The organism is Streptosporangium sandarakinum (genome assembly GCF_050942225.1).
Taxonomy (GTDB): domain Bacteria; phylum Actinomycetota; class Actinomycetes; order Streptosporangiales; family Streptosporangiaceae; genus Streptosporangium; species Streptosporangium nondiastaticum.
In genome coordinates, this window is sequence record NZ_CP192034.1 from 413,360 (window position 1) to 433,910 (window position 20,551).

13 protein-coding genes and 2 pseudogenes are annotated in these 20,551 nt (G+C 73.8%); 10 read left to right on the top strand and 5 right to left on the bottom strand.

All coding sequences use genetic code 11. From position 1 onward, the window contains the following. Positions 1–80: 80 nt before the first annotated feature. On the bottom strand, positions 81–779 hold the full coding sequence (gene ccsA / locus ACQP10_RS02025; RefSeq protein ID WP_399498838.1) for a cytochrome c biogenesis protein CcsA: 699 nt from the start codon (positions 777–779) through the stop codon (positions 81–83). Between the two features lie 127 nt (positions 780–906). Between ccsA and ACQP10_RS02030 the strand changes: the two are divergent. The 5 genes and pseudogenes from ACQP10_RS02030 to ACQP10_RS02050 form a co-directional block, all read left to right on the top strand. After that, positions 907–1,242, top strand: a pseudogene (locus tag ACQP10_RS02030) (formate dehydrogenase); the annotation flags it as partial. A gap of 2 nt (positions 1,243–1,244) precedes the next feature. Then, positions 1,245–1,554: pseudogene (locus ACQP10_RS02035) on the top strand (4Fe-4S dicluster domain-containing protein); the annotation flags it as partial. 70 nt (positions 1,555–1,624) lie between these two features. Then, a complete protein-coding gene (gene nrfD / locus ACQP10_RS02040) occupies positions 1,625–2,575 on the top strand; it encodes an NrfD/PsrC family molybdoenzyme membrane anchor subunit (protein WP_433540776.1) in 951 nt (316 codons plus the stop codon). Positions 2,576–2,695: 120 nt separating this feature from the next. Next, positions 2,696–3,928, top strand: coding sequence for an FxsB family cyclophane-forming radical SAM/SPASM peptide maturase (locus ACQP10_RS02045; protein ID WP_433541869.1), 1,233 nt, complete (start codon positions 2,696–2,698; stop codon positions 3,926–3,928). Beyond that, positions 3,925–5,283 (top strand): HEXXH motif domain-containing protein, encoded by a 1,359-nt coding sequence (locus ACQP10_RS02050; RefSeq protein WP_433540777.1) that lies wholly within the window; start codon positions 3,925–3,927, stop codon positions 5,281–5,283. The genes ACQP10_RS02045 and ACQP10_RS02050 overlap by 4 nt, the downstream gene beginning before the upstream one ends. Positions 5,284–5,420: 137 nt before the next feature. Here ACQP10_RS02050 and fxsT read toward each other — a convergent pair whose 3' ends face one another. Next, positions 5,421–8,012, bottom strand: coding sequence for an FxSxx-COOH system tetratricopeptide repeat protein (gene fxsT / locus ACQP10_RS02055; protein ID WP_433540778.1), 2,592 nt, complete (start codon positions 8,010–8,012; stop codon positions 5,421–5,423). Positions 8,013–8,204: 192 nt separating this feature from the next. Here fxsT and fxsA point away from each other — a divergent pair, with 192 nt between their 5' ends. Beyond that, entirely contained in the window at positions 8,205–8,375 is a 171-nt protein-coding gene (gene fxsA / locus ACQP10_RS02060; protein WP_346017992.1) for an FxSxx-COOH cyclophane-containing RiPP peptide, read from the top strand. Between the two features lie 278 nt (positions 8,376–8,653). Then, positions 8,654–10,705 (top strand): tetratricopeptide repeat protein, encoded by a 2,052-nt coding sequence (locus tag ACQP10_RS02065; RefSeq protein ID WP_433540779.1) that lies wholly within the window; start codon positions 8,654–8,656, stop codon positions 10,703–10,705. Between the two features lie 37 nt (positions 10,706–10,742). Here ACQP10_RS02065 and ACQP10_RS02070 read toward each other — a convergent pair whose 3' ends face one another. Continuing rightward, positions 10,743–11,333 (bottom strand): hypothetical protein, encoded by a 591-nt coding sequence (locus ACQP10_RS02070; protein WP_179820752.1) that lies wholly within the window; start codon positions 11,331–11,333, stop codon positions 10,743–10,745. Continuing rightward, positions 11,326–13,677, bottom strand: coding sequence for an AfsR/SARP family transcriptional regulator (locus tag ACQP10_RS02075; RefSeq protein ID WP_346017990.1), 2,352 nt, complete (start codon positions 13,675–13,677; stop codon positions 11,326–11,328). Before ACQP10_RS02075 ends, ACQP10_RS02070 begins: the two co-directional genes overlap by 8 nt. A 665-nt stretch (positions 13,678–14,342) precedes the next feature. Between ACQP10_RS02075 and ACQP10_RS02080 the strand changes: the two genes are divergently transcribed. From ACQP10_RS02080 to ACQP10_RS02090, 3 genes are all read left to right on the top strand, one after another. After that, complete coding sequence (locus ACQP10_RS02080; protein ID WP_399498841.1) at positions 14,343–15,638, top strand: hypothetical protein; 1,296 nt, start codon at positions 14,343–14,345, stop codon at positions 15,636–15,638. A gap of 12 nt (positions 15,639–15,650) precedes the next feature. Then, the gene (locus ACQP10_RS02085) at positions 15,651–17,783 is read left to right on the top strand and encodes a tetratricopeptide repeat protein (protein WP_433540780.1); all 2,133 of its coding nucleotides are present in this window, start codon (positions 15,651–15,653) and stop codon (positions 17,781–17,783) included. 110 nt (positions 17,784–17,893) lie between these two features. After that, positions 17,894–18,964 (top strand): alkene reductase, encoded by a 1,071-nt coding sequence (locus ACQP10_RS02090; RefSeq protein WP_346017987.1) that lies wholly within the window; start codon positions 17,894–17,896, stop codon positions 18,962–18,964. A 179-nt stretch (positions 18,965–19,143) separates the two neighbouring features. On the opposite strand, the gene aspS is transcribed toward ACQP10_RS02090, so the two are convergent. Then, positions 19,144–20,430, bottom strand: a complete 1,287-nt coding sequence (aspS, locus tag ACQP10_RS02095; protein ID WP_433540781.1) for an aspartate--tRNA(Asn) ligase — start codon at positions 20,428–20,430, stop codon at positions 19,144–19,146. Between the last annotated feature and the right edge of the window lie 121 nt (positions 20,431–20,551).

A 20,551-nucleotide genomic window follows, 5' to 3' on the forward strand; every position in this document is an offset into this window, starting at 1 on the left:
TCGCCTGCCCGATCGGAGCAGGTACGCCGCCCAGGTGGCGGCGGTGAGCAGGTATCCGGCCCACACCCATCCCCAGCCGGTCACGCGGCCCTCCCCAGCGCGGCGCGGCTGACGTGTTCCGCCGGGGCCGCCGCGGCGGCGTCCAGCGCGCGGACCCGCCGGGCGACCACCAGACATCCGAGCAGGGTGAACGCCAGGACCCCGGCGGCCAGGGCGGCCAGCATCGGCGGGTCCACCGGCACGTCCCCGGGCGGGCGCAGCACCGAGGGAGGCTGGTGCAGCGTCCGCCACCACAGGACGGAGAAGTGCGTGACGGGCACCATCGCGAAGCCCGCCACCCCCGCGACGGCCGCGCCCCGGGCCCCGCGGGCGGCGTCGCCGTGCCACCGCCGCACCGCCAGGCAGGTGAGGAAGGCCAGCAGCATGGCGAGCGTGGCGACCAGGCGCGGGTCCCACGTCCACCAGACGCCCCACACCGGCCGTCCCCAGATCATGCCCAGCGCCACGGCGAGGGCCGTCATCCCCGCGCCGAGCTCCGCGGCGGCCCGGCCCACCCGGTCCCACACCGTGCCGCGGCGGGCCAGGACGGCCAGGCCCGAGACCGCCGTGACGGTGAACGCGGCGTAGGCGGTCCAGGCCGCCGGGACGTGCACGTACATGAGACGCTGCGCCTCGCCCTGCACCGCGTCGGCGGGCGCGAGGACGAGACCGGTCACCAGGGCGGCGGAGGCCGCCAGGGCGGCGACCGCGGAGTGGTGGCACGTGTCGCGGTGAGGCAATGTTCCGCTCCAGCCGGGTGCGCTCGGTGAGGCCGTGAAGGCGGCCTTCGTCTGCCGCCCCCACTCCAGTCCGGCGGCTCCGGCGTCACAATCCGCCACACCCCGGGGCGGGAGACCTTTGTCAGTTGTTTTCCGTCGCCACTACGCCCACTACACCCCGGAGATGGTCGAGCGGATCTGCGGCATCCCGCGGGAGCTGTTCGCCGAGGTCTGCCGGCACCCGGTGGAGAACTCCGGCCCGGAGCGGACCGCCGAGTTCGTCTACGCGGTGGGCTGGATCCAGCACAGCGACGGCTCGCAGTTCATCCGCGCCGCCTGCGTCCTGCAACTGCTGCTGGGCAACATGGGCCGTCCCGGCGGCGGCATCCAGGCGCTGCGCGGGCACGCCAGCATCCAGGGCTCCAGCGACATCCCCACGCTGTTCAACCTGCTGCCCGGCTACATCCCCATGCCGCACGCCCACAGGAACCCGCCTGCGCCAAGAGCCGCCCGACCGACTCCATCCAGGTCGGCGAGCTGGACGAGCTGCGCGACCGGGCGACCCGGCGTCTGGAGCAGCTCCGGGACGCCGGGATGACGTCGGCCCGGCTGTACGGCCACGGCCCGGGCGACGGGGTCGGCGGGTCCGGCGCGTTCTTCCTGCTCCTCGACGAGACCGAGGTGTACGGTCTGCCGCCCGCCCCGGGACCTGCCGTCGATGTGGAAGCACGTCGGACTGGCGGCGGTCACACTGCTGGCCGGAATCGTCGCGGTGACGCTGGGCGGCGGATCGTGAGCGGACGGGGGACCGGGAGACGGACCGTGAGCACCGTACGGGGCGGAAACCGGACGCGGGGCGGTGGGTCATGAGCGGCGGGCAGGTCGGAAGCCAGACCGACGTCCGGCTGGACGACGACCCCGGTCTGCGGCCGGAGCGGGAGGCCGCGGTCGGCGCGGCCGGCCGTCCCCGGCGGCGGCGGCGCGGCGAGCGGCTCATGGTCCCCGAGGCGGAGTTCCGCTCCTACTACGGCAAGGCGGTCATCAACGAGCCGACCTGGCAGGCCCACGACATCGCCGGATACCTCTTCCTCGGCGGCCTGGCCGGGGCGTCCTCGACGCTGGCCGCGGCCGGTGAGCTCACCGGCCGCCCGCACCTGGCGCGCGCCTGCAAGGCCGGCGCCCTGTGCGCCCTGGGCGGCTCGCTGTACGCGCTGATCCACGACCTCGGCCGGCCCGGGCGGTTCCTGCACATGCTGCGGGTGTTCAAGGTGATCTCACCGATGAACATGGGCACCTGGATCCTGAGCGGGTACGGCCCGCAGGCCGGCGTCGCCGCGGCCACCGCGGTCACCGGGTGGTTCCCGCGCCTGGGCCGCGCCGCCACCGTCGGCGCCGGGCTGACCGGTCCCCTGGTCGCGACCTACACCGCCGCCCTCATCTCCGACACCGCCGTGCCCGCCTGGCACGACGGGTACCGGGAGATGCCGTTCCTGTTCGCCGGGTCGGCCGCCGCGTCGGCCGGCGGGCTGGGGATGCTCGCCGCGCCGGTCGGCGAGGCGGGACCGGCCCGCCGCGCGGCCCTGGCGGGCGTGGTGAGCGGCCTCCTGCTCCCGGGGCCGTCGCGCGGGGCGCCGCCGCGATCTCCGCGGCTCCGGAGCCCGGCCGGCATCGTCACGAAACGCCGCCGGTATTTCGGCTGCCAAATGCCAGAAAAGCGGTCATTCCGATTTTCCCTTTCCCGTGGGTTCCGTAGTCCGCGGGGAAGCTCGGCGGGAAAGAGGTCACCTTTGCGGAAAGGGGAGACCGTCGGATTTTGATGAATTTTCGCGTATTGTGTCTGACTCTGAGTTTTGCGATCCTCGAAACAGAACGGACAGGACGGCGGCGAACCCGGCCGCTCGGACGGAGCACGGACGAGAGGCGGATCGCGCGTGGCCATGCGTGCCCAGCGGCCCTTCCTCGCGGAGGGCGGGAAGGAATGGCCCGCGACACTGGACGTTCCGGCCCTGACCGCGGCGGGCTGGCGTCCCACCCCCTTCCGGGAGTTCATCGTCAAAGTCCACAGCCGGTGCGACCTCGCGTGCGATTACTGCTACGTCTACGAAATGGCGGACCAGACGTGGCGTTCCCGCCCCGTCCGGATGTCCCCGCGGATCGCCGACCGGGTCGCCGCCCGCGTCGCCGAGCACGTACGGTCCCACGGTCTGACCGCGGTCCGTGTCGTGCTGCACGGCGGTGAGCCCCTGCTCGCCGGACCCGCGACGATCCGCCGCCTGGTGGACGCCCTGCGCGCAGAGGTCGGCCCGACCGCGCGGACGGACGTGGTCGTCCAGACCAACGCGGTCCGCCTCACCGAGGACTACCTCCGCCTGTTCGACGAGCTCGGCGTCCGGGTGGGGGTCAGCCTGGACGGCACGGCAGAGGCGCACGACCGGCACCGCCGCCGCGCGGACGGCGGCGGCAGCCACGCGTCCGTGCGGGCCGCTCTCGAACGGCTGACGAGCCCCCGTCACCGGCACCTGTTCGTCGGCCTGCTGTGCGCCGTCGACCTGCGCAACGACCCACTGGACACCTACGAGGCGCTGACGGAGTTCCGGCCGCCGGTCGTCGACCTGTTACTTCCCCACGGAAACTGGGACGCCCCGCCGCCCGGCCGCGGCCCGGACCGCTCCGCCACGCCGTACGGGGACTGGCTCGTCGCGGTCTTCGACCGGTGGTACCGGGAGCCCCGGCAGAGGACGCGGGTGCGCCTGTTCGGCGAGATCCTCCACCTCCTCTTCGGCGGGGCCTCCACCAGCGAGGCGATCGGGCTCTCACCGGTGGGCGTGCTGGTCGTCGAGACCGACGGAAGCATCGAGCAGTCCGACGTGCTGAAGTCCGCCTACCACGGAGCTCCGCACACCGGCCTGCACGTGGACCGCGACCCCTTCGACGCGGTGCTGTCGCTGCCGGCGGTGGTGGCCAGGCAACTCGGGGTCGGGGCACTGTCGGCGACGTGCCGGGCATGCCCGGTGCACCGGGTGTGCGGGGCGGGGCTGTACGCGCACCGCTACCGCTCGGGCACCGGTTTCGCCAATCCGTCGGTCTACTGTCCGGACCTGTTCCGCCTGGTCACCCATGTGAAGCGGACCGTTGAGGCGGACCTGGCCGTACGGCTGGGCCGCCCATGAACTTCGGCGCGCACCGCCTGAGCGAGGCCGTCTTCCGGGCTCTCGCGGCGGGAGGCGGCGGTGCCGCGGTCCGTGACCTGGCCGCAGCCCAGCACAGCAGGCACATCCTGCTGATCCGCGGGGTCGTGGACGCCGCGGCCGGGACCCGCCATCCCCAGGCCGCCCGAACCCGCCGGGCCTACGATCTGCTCGCGGACGTGCAGGCCCACGCGCCTGCGGAGGCCGAAGCGGTGATCCGGCATCCGGGCACGGGCGCGTGGGCCCGCCGTACGCTGCGCGCCCTGCACGGTGGGGCGGCGGCTCCGGACGGCGGGCCCACGCGGCCGGGCCCGGCCGTTCCGGCTGTCCCCGCGGACCTCGCGGCCGTCGCCGCCGCGACGGCGATCAGGGCGGGTGTCGCGGCCGTCGTCGAGGTGCCCGTCCATGAGGGGGTCGTCGCGCTGCCCACTCTCGGCCGCGCCGTCCTGGCCTCCGGCGGGGGCGGTGACCGCGCGGTCGTGCGGGTCGCGCCGCGCGGCGGGGCGGAGATCGTGGCCGGTGACGACCGCGTCCGGGTGCCGCCGGACCACCGGGCCGATGCCCCGGGCTGGCACGGCGTGCGCAGGCTGTCGGCCGAGGCGGGAGGGAGCGGGATCGAGCTGCTCCTCGACGACGTGGACGCGCACTGCCTGCCCGCGGCGACGACCGCGGCCGGCCGACTGACGGCAGCCGAGGCCGCGAGGTGGCAGGTACTCCTCGACGGAGCGTGGCAGCTGCTCGTCAAGCACCACTGGACCGTCGCCGCGGAGATCGGCGAGATCGTCAGGGTGCTGGCACCGCTGGCTCCGCCGACGGCCGGGCAGGTGAGCGTGTCGTCCCGGGAGACGTTCGGTTGCGTGGCGCTCTCCGCTCCGGAGGACGACCGGGTGCTGGCCGTGACGCTGGCCCACGAGGTGCAGCACGCCAAGCTCACGGCGTTGCTCGACCTGGTCCCGCTGACCCTGCCGGACACCGGGGCGCGGTACTACGCGCCGTGGCGCGACGACCCCCGGCCGGTGAGCGGCCTGCTGCAGGGGGTCTACGCACACCTGGGGGTGGCCGGGTTCTGGCGCAGGCAGCGCCTTCACGAACACGGGAACGCGGCGATCAGGGCGAACGCCGAGTTCGTCCGCTGGCGGGACGCCGCGGCCGAGGTCGTGCGGACGCTCACGGCGAGCGGGGCGCTGACCCCCGAGGGGACGGCGTTCGTCTCCTCGATGAACCGGACGCTGGCCGGCTGGCGTGGGGAGCCGGTGCCGGACCCGGCGCTCGGGCTCGCCCGCCGCGCCGCCGAGCGGCACCGACGGCACTGGCGCCTGCGCAACGGCTCGCCCTGACCGGCCCGGCACGAACCGCCCGCACGGCGCGCCCCGGTCGTCCACACGGTTGTCCGCCCGCGCGGCCACCACCCGGCACACACGACCGGCCCGGCCCGCCCGTCAGGGCGGACCGGGCCGGATCCGGCGGGGCCGGATCAGATCGGCGGGGGGTCGAAGTCGAGGTCGAGGTGCCTGCCTTCCAGGGCGACCCTGGTGTCCGGATGGTCGGGTCCGAGGGTCCGGGCGTAGGCGTCCAAGGTCTCCTCCGAGAGGCTCTTCGCCTCCCCCTCGGCGCCCGCCCGGTACAGGTCGGCGACGAGGTTCGCCGCGCCGGCCAGTGCGACGGGGTGCTCGCGGCCGAGGATGGTCCGCAGCCGCTCCAGGGTGTCGCGCCGCAGCGGGATGGCCTCGTCCAGCTCCCCCAGCATGACCAGGTCGGTGGCGAGGTTGGTCGCGACGGTGAGGCTGTAGTGATGGTCGCGCGAGAGCCGGGCGTCCAGGGCGGCGAGTGAGGCCCGGTCGAGGTCGCGGGCGCCGATCACGTCGCCCCGCACCCGGCGCAGTACGGCCAGGTTGCCGGCGCAGCCGTGGTGGTAGGGATGGTCCGCGCCGTAGACGGCGGGGTAGCGGTCGAGGGTGTCCTCGGCGAGGTGGAAGGCGTCGTCGATGTCGCCGTTGCTGCGCAGCGCGTTGGCCAGGCTCATCGCGGCGGCGAGGGTGTCCGGGTGGTCCTTGCCGAAGATCCGCTCGTAGCGGGAGAGAATGTCCCGGGCCAGCTCGATGGCCTCCGGGATCCGGCCGGTCCGCCGCAGCGCGATGGACAGGTCCTTGGCGGTGCGGAGTGTCCAGGGATGCTCGGCACCGAGCTCCTGCACGCCGTAGGCGTGGGCGTCCTCGCCCAGGTCGCGGGCCTCGGGGTAGTCGCCGCACAGCCGCACCACCCGGGACAGGCCGTTCCAGGAGGAGAGCACGTCGGTCCTGCTGACGCCGTTGACGCCGACGTTCTGCTGCTGGAGGAGGTAAGTGTCCTCGTGCAGCTCGCGGGCCCGCTGGTACCGGCTGATCAGGCCGTGGTCGACCGCGAGGTTGTTCATCATGTTGAGCGTCCAGGGGTGGACCGGGCCGAGCACCGCCTCGTGCCGCCGCCGGGCCTCCTCGTCGACCTCCAGGGCCGCGGCGAAGTCGCCGCGGGCGCGCAGGTCGGCGGCGTGGATGTTGGTGACCACCAGCGTCTGCGGGTGGTCCGGGCCCAGGACCCGCGTCATCTGCTCCAGCGTCCTGCTGTTGAGGTCGTACGCCTCGCGGTAATCGCCCAGCTCGCGCAGGACGTCGCCCAGGTGCCGCTGCGCGGACAGCACGTCGGGGTGGTCGGAACCCGAATCGGCCCGCCAGCGCTGCAGGAACTGCTGCGCGAAGGCACGCGCCGACTGGTAGCCGCCGGAGACGAACAGGTAGCGGAGGAGGTCGAGTGCCATCCGCCGGACGGTCGGGTTCCTGCTCTCCGGCACCAGCGCGGGCGTCACGTGGGCGAGGAGGTCGGCGTATCGCGGCCAGTTGGCCGTGTCGTCGGGGTCGAGCGGGGCACCGGCGGCGAGCAGGAGGTGGACCTCGCCGCGGTAGCGGGCCTGCTCCCGGGCGGTCAGCTCGTCGCGGATCAGCGCCTGGATCAGCCGGTGCACCTGAATGGTCCGGCTGGGGGAGTCGATGCGGGCCAGGGCGAACCGGCCGAGTTCCCGGATGGCCCTGCTGAGCAGGATGGGGTTGCCGAGGATGCGGCGCAATGCGCCGGCGGCCTGCGGGTCGTCCACGTCGGCGGTGTCGCCGGACAGCGGCCGGAACACGTCGCGAGGGATGGGTTCGGCGCCGAAGAACGCGCAGCAGCGCAGCAGCTCGACCGCCTCGGGGAGCTGCTCCTTCAGCCGCTCCACCGACAGCGACCACGCCGCGGTCATCGACAGGGGGTACTCCGAGGGCTTGCTCTCGGCCAGCAGCTGGCTGGTCTTCTCGGTGAGCAGCCGGAGGTACTCGTCGACGGACATCCCCGTCTCGGCCTGCAGGGCGCCGGCCTGCTCCAGCGCCAGCGGCAGGTCGCCCAGCTCGTCGGCCAGGCGACCCGCGTCGACGGTGCTGATGGCCTTGGGCACGCGGCGGCTGAGGAACTCCACGCTCTCCGCCCGGTCGAAGACGTCGACGGCGAGCGTGTCGACGACCCCCTCCCACCGGTGATTGCGCGAGGTGATCAGCACGTGCCCGGGACCTCGGGGGATGATCTCGTTGATGTCCTCGGGCTGGTCTGCGTTGTCGAAGATGAGCAGCCACCGGGAGTAGGGCTCGCCCCGGCGCAGCGCGTCGAGGACGGCGGCGGCGGCGTCCTCGATGCCGGTCACCGCCGCCGAGGGCAGCTTGAGGTGGGGCGCCAGGGCGGCGAGCGACGAGCGCACGAGGAGGGGCTGGTCGGCGGAGATCCACCAGACGAGCTCGTAGTTGCCCTGGTAGCGGTAGGCGTACTCGACGGCGAGCTGGGTCTTCCCGACGCCGCCGATGCCGTGCAGCGCGTGAGGCAGAACGGCGGTGACGTCCATCGTGATGCCTTCGCGCAGACGGGAGAGAAGGTCTTCTCTTCCCGTGAAGTTCATGTTGCGCTGGGGTACTTTGCCCCAAACGTGTGGAATGCGCCCGTGTTCAGCCTTCACAATGGCCATCCTAAGCGCGCCACCCCCCGATCGTCGAAGAGGCGGGCGTTTCATCGGTGTCTGCTGTGGGGGAATATGGAGGACGACGTTCCTGTTGTCCGGAATGACATGATTAATCGTTATAAGTGAATTTATTCGTGACATTCGTTTGAATTCGGACATGCACAAACGGGCGCGTGACCATGGTCGGACGGCGTGCGAAGATAGAGGGGCGGAGCACCGGGAACGAAGGTGACGGGAGCGCCTATGTGGGATGACGCCGCCACGCGGGACAGTGGCCTCATCGACGTCTCAGGGCTTTCCCTGAGAGACCTCGACCAGCTCGACGAGACCGCCTTGGCGCACGCGCTTCGCAGGCTCATGGAGATCGAGGAACGGGACGCCGATCCGGTCGCGGGTCATCAGTCGTCCGTGTGACGCCCCCGCGCGCCGCGGACGAGATCCCGTCGATGACAAGTGGGTGATGAGGGTGCGGTCGATGCCCGTTCCGCGGTCGGCCGAGCCGGCGCGCCGCCGTCCGTCCGCGAAACGACGGAATCCGCGCCCCCGATGGGCGTGCGCGGATGAGGCGGCAGCAAGGATGCGTAAAACTCGTGCACACATTCCATTTGGTCACTCGGGCCACCGCCCCACTATTTCGGCAGTGACGCAGGATTCGGTCGACGAGTGGTTATATTGCACCGGATGGGATCGATGTGACCGTTGAGACTCTGATCAATACCGTGGACCACGGTCCCTACATCGGCCTGCGCGCGTTCCGCACCGAGGAGAGCCGCCTGTTCTTCGGGCGGGAACGGGAGTCCCGGCAGGTCGCCAGACTCTGGAAGGCCGACCGGCTGACCGTTCTCACGGGGGGGCCGGGGGCTGGCAAGACCTCGCTGCTGAACGCCGGCGTCTGTCCGCTGCTGGCGTCGGAGCGACTGCGGATCCTTCCCGTCGGCCGCCTGACGTACGCCTCCTCCTTCCCCGTCGCGGCGCTGCCCGAGCACAACCCCTACGTCCTCGCGCTGCTGGCGTCCTGGTCCCCCCACGAGTCCCCGGCCCGGCTGGCCGCGATGACGATCTCCGGGCACCTGCGCAGATACGAGGCGGTCGCCGGTCGCTCCGCCGCCTCCGGCCCGCTGATGGCCGCCATCGACCAGATGGAGGAGCTGTTCGACGACCGTGAGGACCGCCGGCGGCACGTCGGCGCGTTCGTCGACGAACTCACCACCGCCCTGGACGACCATCCGGGACTGCACCTGCTGCTCGCGGGCCGAGAGGAGTTCACCGATCTCTTCGAGTCCTACCGTGCCCGGTTCGGGACGGCCGCGGGCTCGAAGGTCGTCCTGGCGCCCCTGGACCGCGACGCGGCGACGCGGGCGGTCCGCGGCCCCTCGGAGACCCGGGGCCGCCCCTTCGCGCCCGGCGCGGCGGAGGAACTGGTCGACGACCTCCGCTCGGTGACGCTCCACGACGACATGGGAAGGCCGGTCGCCTCCCCGACCGGTACGGTGCACCCGCCGCTGGTCCAGATGGCGTGTTCCTCGCTGTGGGAGACGTGCTCCGGCACCGACGTCGTCACCGGACCGCACCTGCGCCGGGAGGGCGGCGCCGAGCGGTTCCTCGGCGACACCTGGCGGCGCGTCGTCTCCGGGATCGCCACCGACCATGACCTGTACCCCGAACGGCTGCTCAACTGGCTGGGACGGACACTCACCGCAGGCTTCCCCGGACGCGCGCGGGTCGGCGAACGGGAGGCGGAGGCGGCCGGCGTGCCCGGTTCCGTGCTGCGGGCACTGGCCGCCCTCCACCTCCTCCGGTCCGAGGGAGGGACGTCCGGCTCGCGGGAGTACGCGCTGTACGACGACCGTCTCGCCGCGGTCGTCCGCGGGCTCGCCGTCGGCGGCCCGGTCCCGGCGGTTCCTCCGGCGCCGACGTCCTCCGCGGCGCTGCTGCACGCCGCGGTCCAAGCCCTCGCCGAGGGGGAGGCCGCGCTCGCGCGCGGGCACGTCCGGAGGATCCTGGAAGCCGGTGACGACGACCTGCGCCCGCGCGCCGAGGCGTGGTCCCTGCTCGGCAACATCGCCTGCGAGGAGGGCGACCTGGAGGAGGCCGTCCGGTCCTACGACACGGCCACGACCATGTTCGAGGCCATGGGAGACACCTCCGCGGTGGGACGGCTGCTGGCGGCGATCGGTCGGCTACACCTGCGGCAGGGAGACGGGGCACTCGCCCTCACCCTGCTGCGTGCGGCCGTCGAGCGGGTGCCCAACGACCTGACGGTGCAGACCCAGCTCGGGCGGGCGCTCGGGGAACTGGGTCGCCCGCGGGCGGCCGTGGCGGTGCTCAACGGGGTACTGGCCGTCGACGGGAACACGCCGGACGCCCTGCGCGTGCGCGGGGAGATCCTCGCCGACCTCGGCGAGGCCGAGGAGGCGCTACGCGATCTGGACCGGGTGCCGCACCGCGCGGAGCCCGTCACCCGGGCGGCCCGCGCCTTCGCGCTGGCCACGCTGCACGACTTCGGGGCCGCCGACGGCGAGTTGGCCGCCGTGCTCGCCGACGCGCCGCACGAGGGTTCCGTACTGCTGTACGGCGCGCGGGCACGGGCGGCGGAGGGAGACCGGGCCGGCGCCGCCGACCTCGCGGGCCGGGCGCTGACGGCCGCTGGTGCGCCGCTGCCACCCCACCGGCGCGAGGTCGCCCTGGGACTGCTGGCGGCCTCGGAGCCGGGTGAGCCGTACCATGACGATCCGGGGCGGTGACGACGCGGAGTCGCACGGCGATCACTCCGTGCCGCCCTCACTCCGTGCGGCGCGTCACCTCCCCGTCCCGGCGGCGTCCCGTGCCGGGGTCCGGCGTGCTCCCCGCCTCCGGGCCGCCGGTCACCTCGCGCCTGGCGGCGAGCTGGAAGGCGGCGAGACGGGCGTCGAGGTCGCGCAGGTCCGGGGCACTCCTCATCTGGCCGCCCAGGCAGACGCCGTCCTGGAAGGCCAGGTCGATGGACTTCACCGCGGCGGCGGCGCTCCGGCCGGCCGACTCGGCCAGGGCCAGCGCGGCGGACGCCACCTCCTCGGGAGCCGTCAGCGACACCTGCGCGGCGTGCAGACCCGTGGCCGTCGCGTGCTCCTGGACGGCGCCGAGCCTGACGTCCATGTCCCGCCAGTGACGCTGGGCCGCGATCTCGATCGTCATCCTGAGCTGAGCGGCCGACTCGGACAGGTTCGCGCACGCCTGCCGGAGCTCGTCACGCCGCCGGTCGCGCCGGTCGCGCTCCGCCTGGCGTCTCTCGCGCCGGGCGGTGGTCCCCTGGGTCAGCGCCACTCCTCCCAGAGCCCCCAGAAGCGTGCCTACCGTCGATATCACCGTCGTGACGACAGATGGGTCAGGCATAGGTAGATCGTGCCATCGGCGGGTCATTCTCCGCAGGCTCCGGCGAGCGAACCGTCCCGCCACGGGCCGACACCAGGGCCTCATCCCCTTCCAGGCGGTGCTCGCGTCCCAGTCGCGCTTCGGCCAGCCCGCGCAGCGCCACGGTCTCGCCGAGCCGGTCCCCGGACCGGCGGCAGGCCGCCAGGGCGGCCCGGAGGGCCCGCTCCACACCGGTCCAGGAGGACCGCAGCGCCGCGTCGTTCAGCATCGCGGCGGTCAGCTCCCAGCACAGCTCGTCCAGGCCGAGGGCCGACGCCTGCAGCACGGCGGCGACCAGGGAGGCCCGCTCGCTCTCGAACCAGGCGATGGGGTCGGCGAGCAGCATCTCGCGGACCCGCGCCGGAGGCGGCCAGCGCGGCGCCCTGCCCCGCACCGGGGTGTACCGGGCCGACGGCAGGCGCTCGTCGGCCTCCTGCGCCAGGGTGAGGAAGGCCGCGAGGGTGCGGGTGATCACCACGTCGACGACGGTGCCGCTCTCCTCCAGCGCGGCCTGCTCGCGGGCGTAACGGCGGACGAGCTCGTGGAACCGGTAGCGGGTCTGGCCGGCGGCGTCCGGCTCGGTGATCTCCAGCATGCGCGCGTCGGCGAGGGAGTCGGCGAGCTCCTCCGCCGCCTCCTGGGACGTCTCCAGCACCATCGCGATGGTCCACGTGGCGAAGGAGGGGAGGTCCAGGACGCCGAGGAGGCGGACGGCCCGCCGCGCCGCCTCGTCCAGCCGGTGGTAGTCGGCGGCGATGCCTCCCCTGACGTCCGGGTCACCGAGGGCGAGCTCGTCGAGGCCGTCGCGGTCCAGCCGCTCGGCGAACCGCGCGAGCGTCCAGTGCGTACGGCCGGCGAGCCGCGTCCCGGCGGCGCGCAGTGCCAGCGGCAGACGCCCGCACAGCCGGGTGACCTCGGCGGCGGCCTCGGGCTCCGCGGCGACGCGTTCGCGGCCGAGGACGTTCGCCAGCATGTCCGCGGCCTCCCCCGGCTCCAGCGGCTCCAGCTCGACGCGGGCGGCGCCCGGCCAGCCGGGCAGCCGGGAGCGGCTGGTCACGATGACCGAGCAGGTGGGCGAGCCGGGTAACAGCGGCCTGGCCTGCGCGTGGTCGGCGACGTCGTCGAGCACCACGAGCATCCGGCGGCCGGCGAGCCGGCTGCGGTACAGGTCGATCCGTTCCTCCAGGTCCTGGGGGACGGCGGAGGCGTGGACGCCGAGGGCGCGCAGGAACCGGGCCAGCACCCGCGACGGGTCCGCGGGGCACGCGCTGGAGCCGTGCATGTCGGCGTAGAGCTGGCCGTCCGGGAACGCCTCGCCCAGCCGGTGGGCCACGTGCAGGGCCGTGGCGGTCTTGCCGACGCCGCCCTGCCCGGTGACGAGCCCCACGGCGACGGACCCGGTGCCGCGGGTGGTCAGCGCGCCGCGGAGCCGGCCGACCGTCTTCTCCCGCCCGGTGAAGTCGGCGACGTCGGGAGGCAGGAGGGACGGGCGGAACGTTCCACCGGAGGGCGCGGACTCGCATGACTCGCAGGAGTCGTAGGGCTCGTAGGGCTCGTAGGAGGAGGACGGGCCCGTCTCCTGCCGCAGCACCTGCAGGTGCGCCGCGCGCAGCTGCGGGCCGGGGTCGATGCCGAGCTCGTCCGCCAGCCTCCTGCGGGTCGCCTCGTACTCGGACAGCGCCTCGGCCTGCGCCCCGGCGCCCGCGAGGGCGAGCACGAGCCAGGAGTGCACCGCCTCGTTCAGCGGCTCGGCCGCGGCGACGGCCCGCAGCTGCGGGATGACCTCGCAGGTCAGGCCGAGCTGGAGGGCGAGCTTGGCGGCCTCCAGCAGGACGTCCACGCGTTCCTGGTCGGCCGCGCGGACCCAGGGATGCCCCCGGACCGCGTGGCCGAGATCGGACAGGCAGGGGCCCTGCCAGAGCTGCAGCGCCCGCAGCAGCAGTTCCAGGGTCTCCCTGGGGGAGCCGGCCCGCCCGGCCCGCACCACCGCCGTCCGGAAGCGGACCAGGTCGGTGTCGCACCGGTCGAGCCGGATCGCGTACGCGGGTCCCAGCCCGGCGAGCCAGGAGGCGCCGGACCGGGCCACGTGGGACGGATCGACGCGGCGGCGCAGTCGCCCCACGTAGGTCTGGACGAGGTTGACCACGGAGTCCGGGGCGCCGTCGCTCCACACGGCGTCGATGATCTCCTGGCGGTGGACGGGCGTCCCCGCCTTCAGCAGCAGCAGAGCGAGAACGGTCCGTTGTTTGTCCGAGCTGATCGCGATCTCGGTATTTCCCCGCCATACCCGTAGTGAACCGAGCAGGCTGAACCGTATATCCGCCATTTCTCTCCTGAAAAAGCCCACGGTCAGTGCCGGAAATCTGGAGAATCATATGTTTTGACGGAATGTATAGCGAGATTGTGATGTGTCCAATCCCGGCCATCACCGCTGTCACTTCCTCCTCTTTCCCGTCGCCGGATGGCCGCTCCACCCCAGGACCGCGCCGTACGGCATCGGCCCCGGCGGTGCGTCCGGCACCGTGGTTTCTACGGCGCGGTCCGCCCTGTCGTACGGCCGGCACAGCGTGATCTGCCCTGCCGTACGGCCGGCACGGCGCGGGTCCGCCCCGCCGTACGGACGCGTCGTACGGCCGGTCGCGCCGGGTCCACTGGCGGTTCACTGGCGGTTCACTGGCCACGCCGCCCGCCCGTGCCCGCGCCGGGTTCAGTGCCGCGGCGACGCCGCTCCAGCGGCGGCGGTCATCGTTGACATCGACCTTCGGACCTCGGGAGGAGGTGCACGATGAAGAAGATCAAGATCCGTAAGGCCGGCCCGGTCCGCCTGACCGCCGCCGCCTGCTCGATCTACAAGAACGTGAGCTGACGTCGGCTCCCGGCGGTGCGCCGGGTACGGCACGCCCGCACCCGGCGCTCCGCCCCACGCCGCGGAACCCCACCGCACGACCTCGCACACCACCCTCACGCGACGCCACCTGGGAGGGCTGCCCGTTGACCGACGCAGAGGCCGTGACCGGCGGCCCGGCGACCCGTTACGACCCCGACCGGCCGCTCCCGCTGCACCACCTGGTCTACCTGGAGGACGGCGAGGAGGTGACGGTCGGCAGGCCGGACACCGACTCCTACGCGATCTTCCCGGCGGACGGCGCCGAACTGCTGCGCAGGCTCCAGGAGGGACTTCCGCCGCGCGCGGCGGCCGCCTGGTACGCCGAGCGCTACCACGAGGACCCCGACATCGACGACCTGGTCGCGGCGCTCGGCGAGCTCGGATTCGTCCGCGAGGCCGACGAGACCGGCGAGGCCGGCGAGGCCCGTGAACCCGGCGCGGTCGACGATCCCGGCGGGCCGTACACCGCGGACCGGCCGGTCCGCTGGCGGCGGCTCGGCGCGGCCCTCTTCTCCGTCCCCGCCTGGATCTGCTACGCGGTCGTCGTCGGATGGGCGCTGGTCGCGATGGCGCGCCGGCCCGACCTGGTGCCGAGCTACCGCAACGTCTTCTTCACCGACTACTACACCGTCATCCAGGCGGCGCTGTTCGTCGTGGCCATCCCGCAGCTGCTGCTGCACGAGAGCTTCCACGCGCTCGCCGGGCGGCGGCTGGGCCTGCGCTCCAGCCTGCGGATCTCCCGCAGGTTCTACTTCGTCGTGCTGGAGACATCGCTGGACGGGCTGGTCGCGGTGCCCCGGCGGAAACGGTACCTGCCGATCGTGGCCGGGATGCTGGCGGACGTGGTCGTGATGGCGGCCCTGACGATCGCGGCCGACCTCACCAGGCAGCCGGGGGGCGCGCTCTCCTTCGCCGGGAGGTTCTGCCTGGCGTTCGCGTTCGCCGTACTGCTCCGCATCCTCTGGCAGTTCTCCTTGTACCTCCGCACCGACCTCTACGTCCTCGTCTCCACCGCGCTCGGCTGCGTCGACCTGCACACCACGGCCCGGCAGATGCTGGCCAACCGGGTGAACCGGCTGCTCGGCCGGCGCGACCGACTCGTCGAGGAGTCCGACTGGCACCCCACGGACCGGCGCGTCGCCCGGTGGTACTCCTGGCTGATCGTCGCCGGCTACACGGTGAGCCTGACCACGTTCCTCGTCGCGGTCGCCCCGATCGTCTACCAGATGTTCACCGGGATCCTCGGCCGGTTCACCGGCCACGGCGCGTCCTGGCCGGAGCTGCTGGACTCGCTCGTCTTCTGCGGATTCATCCTCGCGCAGCTCGTCGTTCTCGCCTGGGTGGCGGCCCGGGAGCGATACCGCGACCGGAGACAGCGGCTCGAACACGTCATCACCTGAAAGGGACGCACCATGGGTAACCACCACTGGATCCGGGCCGCCCGGCGCCGCGACCGCGACCTGCTGCGGGAAGGACTCGACCTGCCGCCGGTGCTGATGGTGCTCGACGCCCACCGGCGGCTGCGCGGGCCGTACACGGCGGCCGGCACGCTGATGCGGGCGATCGCGCCGGAGGCGCTGGAGCGCCGGCCCGAGCTGGGACCCGCGCACAACATCGAGATCCTGACCAGCACCCCGGAGCTGGCCCGCCTGGTGCCGCCCGCGTGGACCTCGCTGGAGTGGCAGGCCGGCAAGGGGGAGCGCACCCGCTTCTACTCCCGGCTGCACACCCTGAACATCTCCAACGGCCTGGCCGAGCTGCTGCGCGACCACCTGGCGGCACTCGGCGGAGGGCCCCGCACCCTCGTCTTCGAGAACGTGCACCACGCCGACCCGACCGACCAGGAGCTCGTCGCCGTGCTGCTGCGCCGCGGCGACCTGGACGGGCTGACCGTCGTCGTCGGCACCGGGCCCGAGCCGGTCGCCGACCCGCCGGGCGAGGTCACGATCTCGCTGGCGCGCGTCCTCGCGCGCCACGCCGTACCGGTGGACGCTCCCGCCACCGCCCTGACCTCCGCCGCCCCGGGCGCCGGGGCCGTGGATGCGCCGGCCGCCGCGCGCGCCTACGTCGAGGGCGACTGCACCGACGACGACCCGCTGCTGCTCGCCGCCTACGAGGCGCTGCCCGCCGCCGAGCGCGCGCGGCTGCACGACGAGCGGGCGGCGGCGCTGGCCGGCCGGGGCGAGTTCTCCCTGTCGCTGGGCGCGATCCCGTACCACGCCGAGCACGGCACCGACCCGTCCGGCGCCGGACTGGCCGCCCTGCGCCTGGCGATGGACCACTGCCGGGGCATCGGCCTCTACCAGGCCGCCGCCGACCTGGGCCTGCGCGGCAGGGCGCTGGTGGACCGGTCGACGCAGGAGGAGCTGTGGTGGCACTTCACCAACGCCACCAGCACCACGCTCGCCTCCCTCGGCCGGGCCGACGAGGCGATGACCATCTACGACGAGGCGCGGGCCGTCAGCACCGACCCCATCGTCCACATGGAGCTGGCCTACAGCACCGCCATGCTGTACGCCCGGCACTACCCCGAGCCGCGGCGCGACTACCAGCGGGCGCGGATATGGATGAACATGTCCATCGCGATCGCCTCCCTGGTGGAGGACCCGAAGAAGCGGGCCTTCCACTCGGTCTTCGGCCACAACGGGCTCGCGCTGGTCGAGGTGCGCCAGAAGCGGGCGGACGAGGCGCTGCGGATGCTGGAGGACGGCATGGCCCGGCTGGACCGGGAGCTGGAACCCGGCGAGCACGCCCTGCACCGCGCGGTGCTGCGCTACAACCGCGCGCAGGTCCTCGGCATGATGGGCAGGCTGGAGGAGTCGCTGAGCGACTACCTCGCGGTCGTCGAGCTCGACCCCGACTTCCCCGAGCACCACTTCAACGTCGGCAACATCCTGCGGCGCCTCGGCCGCGACGAGGAGGCCATCGCCGCCTACGAGCGCGCGCTGCGCCTGTCGCCGCCGTTCCCCGAGGCTTACTACAACCTCGGCGACGCCCGCCTCGAACTCGGCGACGTGCGCGGGGCGCTGGCCGACTTCGGCTACACCCTCGAACTCGACCCCGCCCACCTCGACGCCCGGGTGAACCGCGCCGGGCTGCTGTGCGACCTGGGGGAGACCGACGCCGCCTGGCGGGACGTCACCGAGGGGCTGGAGCTCGCGCCGGACAACGCCCACCTGCTGTGCCTGAAGGGCCGGCTGCTCGCCGAGCGGGACGACCCCGACGCGGCCCGCGAGGCGCTGTCGGCCGCGATCGGCCGCGACGAACGGCTCGCCGAGGCGTGGGCGCTGCGCGGCGAACTCGCCTACGCGGCCGGGGACCTCGCCGGAGCCGCCCACGACCTGGACCGGGCGGTCGAGCTGGGCGGCACGCCCGAGATGCGGTTCAACCGGGCCGTCGTCCACCAGGAGTCGGGCCGCTACGCCGAGGCCGCCGCCGACTACGAGATCGTGCTGGCCGCGACCGGTGACGAGGACAGCCGGGAGCGGCTGGGCGCCTGCCGGGCGGCGCTGGGCGAGCCCGCCGCGGCCGACATGCCGGCCTGAGCCGACGTGCCGACGCGCCGGCCCGGGAACGACCCACGGCCGACGCGTCGGCCCGGGAACGACCCACGGCCGGCGTGGGCCCCGAGAACGACCCGCGGAAGGGACGCGTCATGCCAGACCTGTTCGAGCCCGCGCGGCTGGGACGGCTCCGCCTGCCCAACCGGCTGGTGATGTCACCGATGACCCGCAGCCGCGCCGACCACCGCGGGGTGCCCGCGGCGGAGACGGCCGTGTACTACGCGCAGCGGGCCACCGCGGGGCTGATCGTCTCCGAGGGCGCCCAGCCGAGCCAGGCCGGGCAGGGCCACCCGGGGACCCCGGGCCTGCACACCGCCGAGCAGGTCGGGGCGTGGCGGGCGGTGACCGACGCGGTGCACGCGGCCGGTGGCCGGATCTTCGCCCAGCTCATGCACGCCGGTCGCATCGGCCACGAGAGCGTCAACGGGCTGCGGCCCGTGGCGCCGTCGCCGGTGCGGGCCGCCGGGCGGATCTTCACCCTCGGCGGGCACCGGGACCTGCCCGTCCCCCGGGAACTGAGCACCGCCGAGACGCGGGCGACGATCGGCGACTTCGCCCGCGCCGCCCGGCTGGCCCTCGACGCCGGGTTCGACGGGGTCGAGCTGCACGGCGGCAACGGCTACCTGATCCACCAGTTCCTCGCCTCGGGCACCAACCACCGCGGTGACGTCTACGGGCGCGACCGCCTCCGCTTCGCCGTCGAACTCGCCGCGGCCGTGGCGGAGGCGGTCGGTGGAGACCGGGTGGGGCTGCGCGTCACCCCGGGCGACCCGCACAACGACATCGCCGAGGACGACCTCGAACTGGTCTACCCGGCGCTGGCCGCCGCCCTCGCCCCGCTCGGCCTGGCGTATTTCCACCTCGCGGGCGTCGCGGCGGGCACGCCGCTCGCCGCCCGGATCCGGGCTGCCTGGCCCGGAGCCCTGGTGGTGGCGCCGCGGTCGGGGGGCGAGTTCCCCGACGACGGCGGCCGGGCCGCCGCCGAGGGATGGCTCGCCGCCGGGGCCGACCTCATCGCCTTCGGCCGGGCCTTCCTCGCCAATCCCGACCTGGTGGAACGGCTGCGCACCGGCGCACCGCTGAACCGCCCCGACCCCGCGACCTACTACGGCGGCGGTGGGCACGGCTACACCGACTACTCCTTCGCCTCAGCCCGCGGCTGACCCCGTCGCGGCGCCCACTCCGCGGCCGGCCGTACGGCCGGGAACGCCGCCGGCGAACCCCGAACCGCCGCCACCCCGCCGTCCTGACCGGGCCGTACGGTTCCGGCCGCGGACTGTGCGGACTGTGCGGACCGCGTGGACCGGCCGGCCCGCGGGGCGCGGGCCGGCCGGTCACGACGTCACGGGCTGAGGCGGTGCAGGTCGCGCGGGAAGAGGGTCGTCTGGCGGACGTTGGCGGCGCCCGTCAGGCGGGAGGTCCAGCGTTCCAGGCCGATGGCGAAGCCGCCGTGCGGCGGCATGCCGTGCGCGAAGGCCGCGAGGTACCCCTCGTACGCCGCCGGGTCCTCGCTCCGGGCGGCGAGCGCGGCCAGGTAGTCGGCGTGCAGGTGCAGCCGCTGGCCGCCCGTCACCAGCTCCAGCCCCCGGAAGAGCAGGTCGAAGCTGCGTGAGCGCTCCGGCACGGCCGGGTCGGGGTGGGTGTAGAAGGGCCGCTTGACCATCGGGTAGCCCGTGACGAACAGGAACTCCGAGCCGTGCTCGCGCAGCGCCCACTCGCCGAGCCACCGCTCGTGCGCGGGGGCCAGGTCGGGTTCGCCGCGCGGGTCCTCCTCGGTGTGCCGGGCGAGGAGCTCCTGCGCCTCGGCGAAGTCGATCGCCGGGATCTCCTCCGGGACCTTCGGCACCTCGATCCCCAGCAGGGCGACGGCGGCCCCGGCGCGTTCGGCGACGGCCGCGTGCATGCCGCCGAGCGCGCGGGTGAGCACCGCCATGACGTCGCGATGGTCGCGGACGAAACCCAGTTCGGCGTCCAGGCTCGTGTACTGCGCCAGGTGCCGGGCGGTGTCGTGTGGCTCGGCCCGGAAGACCGGCCCGACCTCGTAGACCCGCTCGAACACCCCGACCAGGGCCTGCTTGAAGAACTGCGGGGACTGGGCCAGGAAGGCGGGCCGGCCGAAGTAGTCGATGCCGAAGACGTTGGCGCCCGACTCCGTCGCCGAGGCCACGATCTTCGGGGTCGACGTCTCGACGAACCCGAGCCCGTCCAGGGTGGCCCGGAATCCGGCGACCCCGGCGGCGGCGATCTCGAACGGCGCCCGCAGCCGGGGATGCCGCAGCGCCACCGGCGCGTGGTCGAGGACCGTGGGCAGCGTGCCGGAGACGACGGGCCGGTACAGGTCGAAGGGAGGCGGCTCGACCGGCGCGGAGAGCACGTCGATCACCGGGTCGGCCAGCTCGGCCCCGCCGGGGGCCTGCGGGCTGGCGGAGACGGTCCCGGTGACCTCGACGACGGTCTCCTCGGCCAGGTGGACCGGCTCGCGCAGCACGACCTGGGCGAGGCCGGAACGGTCCCTGACCACCAGGAACGACACGGATTTCAGCTCGCGGCGGCGGTGCAGCCAGCCGGCGATCCGTACGGTGCGGCCGACGTGCGCGGGCAGGTCGGCGGCGAGGATACGAGAGATCATCACACTCCTTGTGGAATATGAGCGGATCCCTTGGGAGTGCGGGGGAGAAGGGTGCTCCCGGTGCCACCGCACTTTCGCCGCCGCCTGGGCGGCGGCCTCATCGCGGCCCGATCACGGGGGC